A 13,618-nucleotide genomic window follows, 5' to 3' on the forward strand; every position below is an offset into this window, starting at 1 on the left:
CATCTCGTAACCTTTATAATGAGCCTAATTCTAGTCATGATCTATCAAAAAAAGGAATAAGGACGGTGGGTTATGGAATACAGGTTGGTAAAGGCTGACCCTAAGGCGTTCTCGAAATATTTTGCTACCTATTACAAAAATATCTGGTTTAGACCGAGCTGGGCGGAGTTTGCCAAGATTCTATCGGATTCGGACGATGGCTACTGGGTACTTTCAGGCGATGACAAAGCCGCGGGAGTTTATTTGAACAACGAATCTATCGGACTAGTATTCGGAATACCGCCATATTCCATTACCTCTGAACTGATCAGAGAGGTCAAGAACCATGCCCTTCAATCTTGGAGTTTGGAGGAGCATGATCTTCATGCATACAATGTCCTTGATGAACAGGAGTTTGCTTTTCGGGAAGCGGATTTTGTACAGGTTGAATCCAGGCAGTGCATGATCCGGCCGACCGAACAGCTTGAAGCATCCTTCGATGTTAACTATATTGCGAGAGTACCTGCAAGAAAAGATATCTCTGAACTGGTTGAAGTGTTTAGGAAAGCTTATGCCAATGGTCCGGACGAACGGGAAGTCGAAGTCTATATGAATGATACAGTCCATTATTTTGATCAAATAGATCCCAAGCTGCTGCAGGCATCCTCTCTAATATATGATCGAGCATCTGAAGAAATGGCAGGTGTATGTTTGATTTCCTTATGGGAAGGGTTGCCCCTTGTCTACAGCATTGCAGTAACAGCTGAGCATCGAGGCAAAGGTTTGGCAGGCGCGATGCTGGAGAGGGCATTAACCGTTCTGGAGCCGCAGCACCCCCTGCTGCGCCTCTTTGTCACTTCGGGAAATCGAGCTGAGCAATTGTATAAGAATAAAGGCTTCCTCTCGGGAGGGAAATATCACCATTTGAAATACACCCTCAAGTAAGAATTCATATATGGTAATGGTTTGGAAGTACGGTAAACTAGGGGTAGCTTGAGTCCAACTTTGATGAAGGAGGTATGGCGATGAAGATTTCGATTGGCGGTTATTCTTTTTTCAATACGTTCCTAGAGGGAAAGATGGATGTGTTCGGTTATCTGGAGACGGTGAAGTACCGGTATCGTATGGATGCGGTTGATCTGTGGAATGGTTTTTTTATCGATCGGAGCGACCCCGTATACAAACTTGCTGATGAGAGCTACATTCGTAAAATTAGAGAAGCGCTCGATGAGAAAGAGATGAGGGTGGTTAATTTTGCTGTAGATGGAGCACATCTATGGGATCCCGACCCGGACATCCGTCAGAAACTGTATGAAAATGCGCTTGTTCATCTGGATGCAGCTGAAATCTTAGGGGCTGAAACGGTGCGGATCGACACAGGCGGCAGTTATCAGGAATCGGAACCGATGTCGGACGAACAATTCGAATATACCGTCAAGCGCTATCAAGAATATGCGGATCGTGCTGCGGAACGGGGGTATCTCATCGGTCCTGAAAATCATATGGGCGCGTCCCTCTTGCCGCGAGAAATGAAACGGATTGCGGAAGAGGTCGATCATCCGGCATTCGGCTTTCTGCTTCATCTTGGCAGATGGAAAGCAGATGAGACTGCGGGGGATGAGATGGTTGCGCCATGGGCAGTACATACTCATTTTGATGCGAGGACGGTGCTCCTTCCTGATGCGGAGGACAAGGTACGGAGTTTGCTTGCAGGTGGATACCGTGGTTACTGGGGTGTGGAATACAATGCGCCGGGAAACCAGTATGTGGAGATGGAATGGATGACTGGTGCCGTTAAACGAATCGTGAGTCTTGCCAGCAGGGTTGATGAGGTATGATGCAAACCTTGAAAGGCTTGATTGCTGGCGGACCGAGGGGGCGTTATATGGCAGGAAAAAATGGAGTTGAAACACGCAGCGGACATGAGGGGCGTTATTTATTGGAATAGTGGGAGATATCGCGTTTATAACGCCGTATAACGTTATGGGTGTCCGTAAGATTGTAAAAGGTGCTCTTTTGGCCTCTATAGCAGCGGTCTGGTCCGTTAGATTCAGCGGGAGGTCGAACGAGAACATAAGTCATAATCTACCTGCCTAGTGCATCACCAAAAGCCGATTCCATTTAGAATCGGCTTTGCTGTGTTCACGGCTCCCGGCAGCATGAGGATACTCTGAAGCCGACTTACTTGCTCCGTTTAAACGGGTTGTACAGTTTATGCCGCATTTCCATGCCATCCATCGTGACAAGGCCCGAATCAATCTCATAGAAGCGAGTGAGGAGGTTGATAATGGTTGTTTTCCCAAAATAGTTACCTAGTAAAACTATCCGCTTCAGCCTTATCAAAGGAAAAGAGGCTTGTGAAGCTCACATTACTTAAGAAAAACTTTAACTTTTCTCTACTTTTCCTTAAACTATATTTTTTAAGCTGGATAGACAAAGTTAGAGGGAGATGTTGAAGTTGAAGAAGGGTTTGATATTGCTTGTTATATTCCTGCTGGTCGGGTGTGAGTCCATTCTAACGGACGCCCCTAATGCGAATGAAGCGAAGAACAAAGATGGGCAAGAAGCGAATGCCGATTCCGCCACTCGAAGTGACAACCACTCCGACGAGAACGATTCCAATATAGAGACTCAAACAATCCATGTGACAGCTGAGCAGGTGACCCGGGGAAATCTGGTCTTGGTTAACAAGGAACATCCGCTTGATGAGGGAGCGGTTCCAACGGATATCGTGAAGTTGTTTCAGGAACAAGATTTGATGAATGGTTATGTGCTTCTGGACAACACGATCCGGTTATCGCGCAGCGTTGCGCTGCAGTTCCGTGAGATGGTTGATGCGGCCGGTGAAGACGGAGTCCATCATTTCATGATCAGCAGCGGGTACCGGGACACCGAAGAGCAGGAGGTGCTTTACCGTGAAAAGGGTTCGGATTATGCCTTGCCTCCCGGCTACAGCGAACATAACCTTGGTTTATCCATGGATATCGGATCGACGCAGATGTCGATCGATCAGGCGCCCGAAGGAAAATGGCTGCAGAAGCATGCGTGGGAGTTTGGATTTATTTTGAGATATCCCCCGGATAAGACCGAGATTACAGGCATCCAGTACGAACCATGGCATTTTCGTTATGTAGGACTGCCGCACAGCATGATCATGAACGATCTGGGTTTGACATTGGAGGAATATCTTGATTATCTGAAGAATTCATCCAGCTACAAAACAACCGTTGAAGGGAAAAAGTACGAAATAACGTATGTGCCCGTCACAACGAAAGACATTGCGCTTGAGATTCCGGCAGGAAGCGAGTATGAGGTATCTGGAAACAATATCGATGGAGTCATTGTAACGGTGAACCTCAGTCAGGATGATGGGGAATGAAGCAGCCGCATAAATGGATCATTCTAGGGCTGTATGTCGTATATTTATACGTGCTGGTCAAGGTGATCTTGTTCAAATTCGGTTCCGTGGATGTCTCATTTCTGTGGCAGCAGCTGCAACGGGCGATGGATAATCCCGAATATATGCAGGCGCGATTGCAGTTTGCCAACTTTACGCCTTTTGAATCGATTAATCAAAATATGAAGCGGCTGCCGAGCCCGCACGATGTCATGAACCTCTTTGGTAATATCGCTATATTTATGCCGAATGGCATATGGATTGGTTTAATGATAAGAAGCAAATTCCTCGGGTTCTTCGGTTCGTTCCTGATTTCCCTGGGGTTAAGCCTGGGACTGGAATGCTCGCAAATTGTGTTTTCCATGGGAAGTTTCGACGTAGACGATTTAATTCTCAATACGGCCGGCGGTGTGCTTGGATACGGACTGTATGTGATCTTCCGGTCGATCTATGCAGGTCTGTCGGTATTCACTGCTGGAACGCCGGGCGATCTCCATACGGTGAACAAGTCCAAACCATAAATTAGACGTAATCCATGAGTGACTTGGATTTATATTGGAAACTATACCGGGAGTAATTTTAATGATAGTAAACATGTTGATTGGGAGTCGCAGGGAACAGTTATGGTTCAGAGAGCTGTTGCGGTGGTGCATGAAGATCGAGTGTCACAAGTTGTAACAATTATCAAAAAAGAGCAGCCGCGTGTATGACGTGACTGCTCTTTTTATGCTATTTTAGTTGATTGTACAGGGCTTCCGCCCATTGGGTATGGAGCCTATGCTCGGGGTCTAGGATTCAAGGGCGAGACGATTTTTAACGTATTGTTATCAAACGTGCCCATAAACCAATCAGGTGAATCCGTTTCGCCTACAGCCTGAGTGCCGCGCCAATATCGATTCGAATATCAACATATCTGGCAAAATCAAGGGAGATGGATTGGCGAATCCGCTGGCGGTACTCATCATACGTATCCTCAAATGTGCGCTTGGTTCCCTGATCATCCGGATAAACAGCGAGTTTGTCATGAGCTCTAGACATGGGTAAGAACCTCCTCTTGACCTTACAGTAAATTAGACACCGGAGGGAGGCAAAAAGCCACAGTGACAAAATATTTTCAGAGGCGAAATATGAATCGTTTATATAGGAAAGCTTCGATATGAGGGGAACTCAGAGTGATTCAGCTTGGTAAAACTAGGTTTTTGATCTATTTATATATCTATCCTATAAAGGCACAAGAAAAAAAGGCAAATTTGCATATGATGTCATAATCATGAGAATGGAAAGCGAGGTGATCATCGTATGTCTTCGAAACGCGTAAGGAAATCCAGGACTGTTCCCAAATCTGTACCTGCGTCACAGCATTGGGTAGGTCAACCGGTTGTGGTCGTTCTCAAAGACGGCAGTTATTATATTGGTGAACTGAGTCAGATCGAAGGTCAGGCAGTAACTCTATCAGGGCTCCGCGCCAACAACAAGATGCCGGCTTCGATTGCCCGCAGCGGGGATAAAGCGCAAATTTCCGGCTTTTTGAGTGCCTTGTTCGGAGGTCCGCCAAGCGGACCGGCAGCTGAAGGAGCAGTGGAAGGAGAGGCTGTTGCAGCCGGAGGCGGTGGTGGAGGTTTTGGATTTTTGGGACAGATCGTGCCTCACATTAAATTGGGAATGAATGTCATTAAAACCATTATGCCATTAATGGGGATGTTAAAAATATAATAACGGCGATTCGTAGATCCGTGATCAAGAAGCTTGAAGGGGTTCAAGCTTCTTTCTTATGCGACGTGTTTTTGCGAATTAAGCATAGGACCGAATGCCGTTCCGGCTAACTATCGATCAATCGGCCAGAGCACGTTGAATAATCGATTTGGCCTCCTCTGCAATGGCTTCATCCTTATCGTCCACAGCCTGCATAAATAGTAGCATAGGTATGTATACCGCAATCATTCGTGCGAGAATCTTCGTTTCATCGTCCACTTCACCATAGATTTCATAAAAAGCCTGTCTTGAGGCTGGAGGCAAGTAACTGTACGCGATGCTGAGGTCACAGGCCGGATGTCCGATGTTCACGTCGCCCCAATCGATAATGCCCGCAAGTATGCCCGAATCGTCCACTAACATGTTCTTAAAATGCAGATCGCCATGGAGGAGAACCTGTCGGTGTTCCACTCGTTCCAGGGTGATCCCTTGCAAATAGTTTGCGATTTCGTCTAGTTCCTCTTGCGTGATATAAAGGTTAAACCGGGATAGAAAATTCAGCATTCTCTCTTTGCGTCCAGCCAGGTCCGTCAGATTTCGCTGGTCAAACAATATTCCTTCTTGCTGTGCGACTTCCACAGGGAAAACGTGCAGGTTCTTCAGGAACTTGGCCAGAGCAGCTGCAGACTGCGCGCGTGCATCGTCCGATATTCTAATCGGAAATTTACCCGGTATATAGGAGTAACCGAGAAAGGGAGCTGGATAGTGGGTGCTCTCTTTCCCGAAGAAGAGGGGCTTGGCATAAGGCACTGTAATATAGCCTGCCAGCTTAGGTAGAATTCTTGCTTCGGTTCTCAATAAATCAACGGCTACCTGTCGTCTGGGAAAGCGAAATACATACTCATCGCCTACACGATATACGGTGTTATCCCATCCGTTCCCGATTTCCCGGATCGGCAGAGAGGCTAGGCGGGGAAATTGGAGGTTTAACAGCTGCTGCACTAACGGTTCTGTAACTTCCCATTCTGCATCCCATAGATTACGACCCATGCTCAACTTCAACTCCTTATTTAGTAGATTGAACGCTTACACTCATCCAGTCTATAGGTTCGATCTTTACATGGCAACTTATATGATAGCTATAGCTGAACTTTACCAGGCGATGAGTGGATCTGAATCATAGTGATTCCTTTCACAATAACAATATTGTATAGTAGGGATAGAGACAAAAGTCACTCAGAAGACATCTATAAGACAATAAATTGACGAAATGAAGGGATTAGAGTGCCATATTTACGCTTTAAAGGTTTTCCAGATGTATTTCTTGAAGAAATAACACCTAAGGTTGTTGACGAATTCGCGGGTATTGTTCAAATTCCGCAAGAGATTGTGAAGATCGAGCTTCTTCCTTATCAGATCATTACGAATACGCCATTATCCGTGGAAATTCTGATGTTCCAGAGAGCGCAGGAGGTTCACGATGCGGTGGCAGCCAGCATTCATGGCATACTGTCAGAGCACGGGTACCGAAACGTACATATTTTCTTTGTGATTCTAAATCGGAATCTTTATTATAAAGAAGGAAGGCCATTAGAATAAAAAGAATAACAATAGAAAATGAGTACACCCCAAACAAGGAGACTGCTGCAGTTTCCTTGTTTTTTTGATGCAAGTTGCGAGGTTAAGCCATCGAAAAAAATATATATTTATGGATAAAATCCCCTTACAATTAGGTATATAGTGACAATTATCACCATTCCGAAGTTTATCTTGTGGAATTTATGGACCTAAAGAAGGGGGATTGTCACACAATTTATGAGACTTAGGGAGGAGACCCACCACAGATGGAAGTTATGGAAAGAACAAGCCAGTCGTTATATTCCGGTGTCCAGCGAGGCAAAAAAGAGGGGTACATCTATCTAACGGCTACCGATTTAAATCTAACGCAGGATTATTTATCCGATTCATCGGCTCACTATTGGATTCAGGCCGATACTATTCATCTTGTCGGATCGTTAAGCTTGCCCGGGCGTAATTTGATGCTGAATGCAAGAATCATTTCTTCTGATGGGAATGTGTCGATTAGTACGTCAGGAGCCCCTGTCCCTTCGGATCAGGACTTTGTACAGGAACCCAAGGCTGATCCGGGAATGAAGGCGATCAAGAATGGGGATCGTGGTGGAGATGGTATGGATGGCCTCGATGGAGGAGCAGGGATGTCCGGCGGACATATGGTGCTGGCTGCGGAACGTTTTGATCTAAAAGGGGAATTAAGGCTCGTGGCTAATGGCAGCAACGGAGGTCGTGGCCAAGACGGAGGAGACGGCATGGATGGTCGGCGGGGTGAGGATGGAAGAGACGCCGAGAAGCACTGGTTTTACGCGAATGATTATTCGACACCGGGTGGTAACGGTGGCGATGGAGGTAACGGCGGTCATGCCGGTCATTCAGGGAATGGAGGAGATGCCGGATGTATTTTTATCGGATACGTGGTTTCCAGCGGAGAACACAGGATTACGATGGAAAATCAAGTCGGGATCGCCGGGGCACCTACCTTACCGGGAAAAGCGGGAGCGGGAGCTCCGGGTGGGATAGGCGGGTATAAGCTAGAGACTGTTACCGTTGGGAGAACCTCTTCCGTCACCCGGGTAAGCAATAAGAGGGATGCTGGCGGGAAGGACGGCATGGACGGCAAATCTGGGCTTATCGCAACTAATGCGGCTAATGGCGAACCCGCCAAATCCACCGTGGTACAGATACAATATGATCAATTTTATGGATCGAAGCTAAGTAAAACAGAATTGTACAAAGAATTCTCTCCGATTGATTTGGAAACGGCCTTAGGTGCTTCACTTGAACGCCAAATGCTGACTTTGCATAAGGCTGGATTGGCCTATTTGACGGGGAGTGAGGAGAAGCTCGAAGAATCCGCGATTCTGCTGGATTGGCTGCAGCGTACAACTCCGGATGAGGCCTGGTTTGACGTGGTCCGAACTTTGAGCGATTATTCGGCTTTTCAAGGCAGCATGCTGGATGCGTCCATTCAATGGCTGGCACTACGCAACAAGTCCATTATTCTCCTTTCACAGTTGGGACAGGGACTTGATTATTTCAGCCATCCCTGGAACTGGACGCCGTTAATGCCTTTAGATAAGTACCAAGATCTTGGTGGCAATCTAATTACGGCTGCTCAACAAGCTGAAACCTTATATCATGAATATGTAAAGGCTGAAAACGATCAAAGGGGCCGCGTGAAAATATTAAAGGACACCATATCCATTGCAGTAAACCGGATCAACGATTTGGATGATCAAAGGCAAAAATCGATCATCGAACGGGAGCGCTTGGAATCGGAAGCAGACAAGCTGTATGAAAGCATATTGTCTAATGAGAAGCATCTCCAGAAAGTAGCGGAAGAATTTGTACAAGCGCTCAGGAAGAAGCTCGCCCTGGATTCCCTGAAAGCTACATTTGATCTGGTGGTTAACGGTGTGGCACTGGTCACTAACGTAACTCCTGCCATAACGGCGCTCAAAACAGGGGGAGCTATCGCTTCGGCGGTCAGTAATTATTGGAATACAGGCAAATCCATTGTCATTGATGATCCATTCAAAAACACAAAAACGGTGGAAAAAGAAAAGAAGAAGAAGGAAGCGGAGCTTTCCAAATCCATCAAAAATGTAACCACGGTCGTTTCTTCCGGTTTAGCGGTATTAAAGGATGGAGCAGAGCTATATGATTTGATCGGTCAGATGAATGCGGCGCGTGATTCCTTTGGCTATCGTTCATCCATGCTTACGATGTCTCGCGAAAAGTTCGAAAACATGCTGAAGCCGATCTATAAGCAGATGCCGGAGGAGAAGGTCGAGGGATATCGCAAAGCCTTCAATCAATATCTAAACGTTGTCGAAGAATATCAAGGCAAAATACAATCGGTGAAAGCAAAACATCTTGAGGAGGCAAAATGGTTTGCCGAAATGGAACAGCGCCGTGCAGATCAAGAACGGATCCGGCAGGCGATGGGTGATGCGGTGGATGCTGGCCTGCCACTGTTCCATACGTATATTCTCGATCTCTACAACGGTTTGAAATTGGCATTGACCGATTTTCTGTATCAGGAATACCAAGCGTACCGCTATATGGTGCTTAGTAAGGACTTTTTCCCGTTTATCCGGGATAGTCATGTGGCAGAGCTCGCCCGTATCCATGCTGATATGACCATTAAACTGAAAAATGCGCTGAACGCATCGGAGAATCCGGTGCAGCCGTTTAAGAACGTAACTTTCATTTTGAATGAAGCATCCTTTCCAGAGCAATTCGAAGCACTCAGAGACCATCGAACAGCCTTTTTCCCTTTGACACTGGAGAACAAACTCATCAGGGAGAAGATTGCAGGCAAAGCTCATATGATGGTCAGTGACTGTCATATTCAGTTGCCGGGTGCCCGGCATTCGGCGGGCAGCATTCACATTGAGTATACACACTCCGGTCACTCCACGTTCCTGGATTCGTATGGCGAGCGTTTTGACTTTGTCCATAACAAAAGCCACGGTTTCTTTGAATATGAAGTGACACCAAGTGAAGATGCGGGCGATGCTGGAGAACCTAAAGAGTACATTGGCAATTTGTCCGGCGGAGCAGTGGGTGATGGGAATAACCGAATTATGCCAGGCTTATTGTCGATTTGGTCAATTGAGGTCCCACTTGAGGATCGACGAGGTTTTACGCTTAACGAAGGCGTAGATCTCAGTCAGGTGACAAAGATTGTAATGACTTTGGCAGGAAAGGCGGAGGCGTATACCACTCCAAAGGTCCCCACCGGAAAATTGAGCGCCTTTGCAGCGAAGAAACCGATTTCCGAGGCGTTTGCGGATCATGAAATGTTTGGCCTTCCGGGTAATGGAACTGAAGTTGTGCAAGCAGATTTGGTTGTTATAGAACTGTAGAGTTTGCAACCGTCTGTTCGATTGAATCCCTACTGACGGGTCTGTAATGTAAGAGGCGCCCATAATGGACGCCTCTTTTTTGAATATATTGAATGCTTTAAAGCTTAGCCACGAGAAGGAAATTCGCCTTGCAAACAAATGATAAAATTTTGGGCGATAAAAGGCTGCATATTATTATGAGGTAAGGAAGAACCAGCTACCCCCACAGCCAAAGGTGCCATCTGTGTGTCAGCAGTGTTGTTATACAACGGAGGTTGCGGTGCAGTCGGTATAGGTTTGGGAGCTTGGGCCCAGTAAGCATCTTTAGGTGAATTCTGATTCCCAGTTGCAACAATGCCTTGAGGCGTGTGCGTATGAGCGGGAATCTCCGTTTGTGTTAATGTCACCGTCGGCTCACCAAGTTTCTCCCCAACATGCCGCGGCGACAAACCCGTTCCCGTCCCTTGATGTATTACAGCTGAACCCATTAAATTTGGCAATGCAAAGGTGCTCCTCCCATCACCTCCATACTGGATGCCCAGCACAGAGAATAGCGCTGTGTTTTGGGCTATTGACAATAACTGCCCATTACATAAAGCCCAGCCTTTCGGCGCGAAATTGCCTGCAAAAATTCGGATCTCTCCGATATATGCCTCAGCCATAGTATTGTCCTCCTTATTAGTTGCGAGAAGGAAAAATTCCCTCAATCGCAATAGCGTAATTCAAAACCGTGTAAGGCTGCATATTGTTATGGGCTTGTGAGCCACCCGCTGTGGAGAGACTTCCTGAATTCATTGGATTTTGCCCTACTGACGATCCAAATGAGTTTGGAACAGCGGCCCATACATTGTTCAGAGGAGATGCCATCGTCGGATTGGTTTGAGAAGCAACGGCTTGGTGAGTATGTATTGGCATCTCATTAGATGTTAGCGTATGTGAAGCTTCACCTTGGGCAGAGCCCAGCGGGATGGTTTGGGAAACATGAATGGGGACTCGGCCACGGTAATCAGGAAGTGCAAAAGTAGAAACTCCATTTCCCCCGTAGACGGTGCCGAGCAAAGAGAAAAGGGCCGGATTGCTGTTAATCGACAGTATTTGTCCTTCACAAAAAGCCCAGTTTCTGGGGGCGTAGTTATTGGCGAACAATCGAATCTCGCCCAAAAAAGGTTCTGACATGCGCTTACCTCCTGAATTGTATTTTGTTTTAAGGTCGAGGCGGGAAAGTGCCTTCTAGAGAGATAATGAACGAGATGACAGTCGAAGGCATCATGTTGTTATGAGGCTGATTTCCACCAGTTGAATATACGGCGGTGTTATTCATATTCACTGTGCTGGCTCCGGTTACAGTGGAATATATTTTGCGTGGTGAATCAGCCCATGTTGCATTCGTTGGAATCGAGGAGATCGTGGAGGAGTCCGAGGCTGTGTATACCTGATGCGTATGTGCCGGAAGTTGATTTGAATTTAGTGTAACCTCCTGAGCCCCTGCTTTTTGTCCCCTTGCATACGCAGTACTTGGATGAACGGCAACTCTGCCCTGTAAGTCGGGCAAGGCAAAGGTGTTCTGGCCATCTCCGCCATAAAGCGTACCGAGTAGGGTGTATAGAGCTTCATTTCCAGCAATAGATAGTATTTGTCCATTACACAATGCCCACCCTTGAGGGGCAAAATTTCCCGCAAACATACGAATTTCACCTAAAAAAGCTTCACTCATTTGTTCTCACCTCGCCAAATTATGATTCAGACCTACTTTGTTTTTGAAGCACGCCATTCCATTACCTGATGAATACCCTCGCTGTGTACAGGAACAAACTCAAGCTTCTGGTACAAACTCAATGCCCTGTTCATAGGAAGTACGCTTAAACGAACAGCTGCATTGGCATGAGTTACCCGATGTTGTAAATCCATGATCAAACGAGTCCCTATGCCTTGATTGCGGTACTCCGGAAGAAGAGAAATATCAATTAGCACCCATCTTGCTCCCTGATCAAGCACATATATTTGACCGACAGGCGCACCATTGTAACGGACGATCATACGAATGGCATCTGGGTAAGAAGAAGCATAAGACATGGTTTGAGCTCTCCATTGCATACGCAGAAACTGCTCCTGCTCTTCTACTCCCCAGCCCCAATTTTGTAATTCGTCTGCTCGAGTCAATGAATACAATTAGAAACAAAAAGATCTCATCTTCAGGTCTTGCTGCAACTGTATCAATCAATGTTTATTTTCTCCCTTATTTAAGAGTAGGGTCTGCAACATCGTTGTCATAATTTGTTTATAACAGATGGGAAAGGGGCTGTCATTAAAATTTTGTGATTTTATATCGAATAATGGCGAATTATGTTTCTGAGATTATGGAATTAGAATATGAAAGGTAGATTGAAGTGGGCTAAAAGTCTTTACATTGTGAGAAAAGTCCCTAATTTTATATTTACCTTAATGAGAGTCTCGTTTATGATGAAAGTAATTTCCATTTCCTTCATTCATAAAGCCATCATCGGGAAATGAATAAGGCAATGAGTGAACTATGCCAAATACACTTAAATATGGGGGGCGGGTATGTTTTCAAGAAAAAGAGGGTTGAATCGTTTCATTCAGAGTTCGTTGGCAGGCATGTTGCTTTTTAGTTCTATTAGTGGTGGGATTTTCTCTTCCAAAGTTAACGCTGCTAATTGGAGTAATGTGCATCACGTACCGGGTAGTCTGCAGACATTTGTGGAGTACGGCAATGGTAAATGGATGTCGCTGGGTTATTATCTAGACTATCATGTGTCTACTGATGCTGTGACATGGGATAATCGCAATCTTGGGATGACATTAGAACCTTCTAATGTCAAATTTCTGAATTCAACTTGGTATCTTACTGGATCCGATGGGGTTTATAAAACCAATGATCCCGTAACAGCCTGGACATCTTTGGATGCAACGTTAAAAAACACACATATCAATGATATTGCTTACAGTGCGGACACCAATCGTTATGTATTAGCGGGACAAGACAAATTGTATTCATTCATAGGAAATGGCAAACCGGAAGTGGTGTATACCGACAATTCAGTCCCTAATTTCTACAGAGTAACGTACGGTGATGGGGTGTATATTGCCACAACCTATATGGATGGAGAAGCCACCAAAATTTATCGATCGACTGATGGATTAAGTTGGGCGCAAGTCTACACAACGAATCGAGGCCAAGCGATTTTTGATATTGCGTACGGAAATCATGTGTTTGTAGCGGTAGGAGAAGCCGGTCAGGCCTACGTGTCAAATGATGGCATATCCTGGACGAAGGCAACGGTTCTGAATTACAACGGAATGGGCCTAGCCTCAGTGACCTATGCCGCAGGTAAATTTTATACAGTCAGCACAAATGAAAGAGTAGCAAGCTCACGAAATGGAGTTAATTGGCTTGAGGAATGGAGTCAAGTTTCCTCGTCCATTGATTTTGCTGACATTAGTATAGGTGGAGGACGAGCAGTCGCCGTAGGCTATGACAATCTAACTTATGACGGTCATATTAAATCAGCTCCTGTCCCAGTGGTAAACAGTGTGACGGTCAGCCCAACCAGTGCAACTGTGGTGCAGGGAGGAACGGAACAGCTGACTGTAACGGTGGATGTCA

The 13,618-nt window shown here is 45.9% G+C and carries 14 protein-coding genes; 8 read left to right on the top strand and 6 right to left on the bottom strand.

Annotated features, from left to right (window positions below; genetic code table 11):
• The first annotated feature begins 72 nt into the window (after positions 1-72).
• The 4 genes from PVOR_RS13560 to PVOR_RS13575 all read left to right on the top strand — a co-directional run bounded on the left by PVOR_RS13560 (position 73) and on the right by PVOR_RS13575 (position 3,897).
• Positions 73-924, top strand: a complete 852-nt coding sequence (locus tag PVOR_RS13560; protein ID WP_006209810.1) for a GNAT family N-acetyltransferase — start codon at positions 73-75, stop codon at positions 922-924.
• Positions 925-1,004: 80 nt separating this feature from the next.
• A complete protein-coding gene (locus PVOR_RS13565; protein ID WP_006209812.1) occupies positions 1,005-1,817 on the top strand; it encodes a sugar phosphate isomerase/epimerase family protein in 813 nt (270 codons plus the stop codon).
• Positions 1,818-2,437: 620 nt separating this feature from the next.
• Positions 2,438-3,358: a D-Ala-D-Ala carboxypeptidase VanY gene (locus PVOR_RS13570; protein WP_006209816.1), complete on the top strand. Its 921-nt coding sequence runs from the start codon at positions 2,438-2,440 to the stop codon at positions 3,356-3,358.
• The gene (locus PVOR_RS13575; RefSeq protein ID WP_006209817.1) at positions 3,355-3,897 is read left to right on the top strand and encodes a VanZ family protein; all 543 of its coding nucleotides are present in this window, start codon (positions 3,355-3,357) and stop codon (positions 3,895-3,897) included. The genes PVOR_RS13570 and PVOR_RS13575 overlap by 4 nt, the downstream gene beginning before the upstream one ends.
• A 346-nt stretch (positions 3,898-4,243) precedes the next feature.
• Here PVOR_RS13575 and PVOR_RS29615 read toward each other — a convergent pair whose 3' ends face one another.
• A complete protein-coding gene (locus PVOR_RS29615; protein ID WP_006209818.1) occupies positions 4,244-4,414 on the bottom strand; it encodes a hypothetical protein in 171 nt (56 codons plus the stop codon).
• 261 nt (positions 4,415-4,675) lie between these two features.
• Here PVOR_RS29615 and PVOR_RS13580 point away from each other — a divergent pair, with 261 nt between their 5' ends.
• Entirely contained in the window at positions 4,676-5,089 is a 414-nt protein-coding gene (locus PVOR_RS13580) for a hypothetical protein (protein WP_006209819.1), read from the top strand.
• Positions 5,090-5,206: 117 nt separating this feature from the next.
• Here PVOR_RS13580 and PVOR_RS13585 read toward each other — a convergent pair whose 3' ends face one another.
• The gene (locus PVOR_RS13585) at positions 5,207-6,118 is read right to left on the bottom strand and encodes a phosphotransferase (protein WP_006209821.1); all 912 of its coding nucleotides are present in this window, start codon (positions 6,116-6,118) and stop codon (positions 5,207-5,209) included.
• 234 nt (positions 6,119-6,352) lie between these two features.
• On the opposite strand from PVOR_RS13585, the gene PVOR_RS13590 reads away from it, so the two are divergent.
• Together PVOR_RS13590 and PVOR_RS13595 are read left to right on the top strand one after the other, a co-directional pair.
• On the top strand, positions 6,353-6,667 hold the full coding sequence (locus PVOR_RS13590; protein ID WP_006209822.1) for a DUF1904 family protein: 315 nt from the start codon (positions 6,353-6,355) through the stop codon (positions 6,665-6,667).
• Between the two features lie 245 nt (positions 6,668-6,912).
• Positions 6,913-10,014 carry a hypothetical protein gene (locus tag PVOR_RS13595; protein WP_006209823.1) on the top strand — a complete coding sequence of 1,034 codons (3,102 nt, stop codon included), beginning with the start codon at positions 6,913-6,915 and terminating at the stop codon, positions 10,012-10,014.
• Between the two features lie 104 nt (positions 10,015-10,118).
• On the opposite strand, the gene PVOR_RS13600 is transcribed toward PVOR_RS13595, so the two are convergent.
• Genes PVOR_RS13600 through PVOR_RS13610 form a run of 4 tightly spaced genes read right to left on the bottom strand, consistent with a single transcriptional unit; the run spans position 10,119 to position 12,153 of the window.
• Positions 10,119-10,655 (bottom strand): phage tail protein, encoded by a 537-nt coding sequence (locus tag PVOR_RS13600; protein ID WP_006209825.1) that lies wholly within the window; start codon positions 10,653-10,655, stop codon positions 10,119-10,121.
• Positions 10,656-10,671: 16 nt separating this feature from the next.
• The gene (locus PVOR_RS13605; protein WP_006209826.1) at positions 10,672-11,169 is read right to left on the bottom strand and encodes a phage tail protein; all 498 of its coding nucleotides are present in this window, start codon (positions 11,167-11,169) and stop codon (positions 10,672-10,674) included.
• A 28-nt stretch (positions 11,170-11,197) separates the two neighbouring features.
• Entirely contained in the window at positions 11,198-11,707 is a 510-nt protein-coding gene (locus PVOR_RS29620) for a phage tail protein (protein ID WP_006209827.1), read from the bottom strand.
• 32 nt (positions 11,708-11,739) lie between these two features.
• Positions 11,740-12,153, bottom strand: a complete 414-nt coding sequence (locus PVOR_RS13610; protein ID WP_160163992.1) for a GNAT family N-acetyltransferase — start codon at positions 12,151-12,153, stop codon at positions 11,740-11,742.
• Positions 12,154-12,600: 447 nt separating this feature from the next.
• Here PVOR_RS13610 and PVOR_RS13615 point away from each other — a divergent pair.
• On the top strand, positions 12,601-13,618 hold a 1,018-nt coding region (locus PVOR_RS13615), incomplete at its 3' end, for a hypothetical protein (protein WP_442952217.1).

The organism is Paenibacillus vortex V453 (assembly GCF_000193415.1).
Classification (GTDB): domain Bacteria; phylum Bacillota; class Bacilli; order Paenibacillales; family Paenibacillaceae; genus Paenibacillus_AQ; species Paenibacillus_AQ glucanolyticus.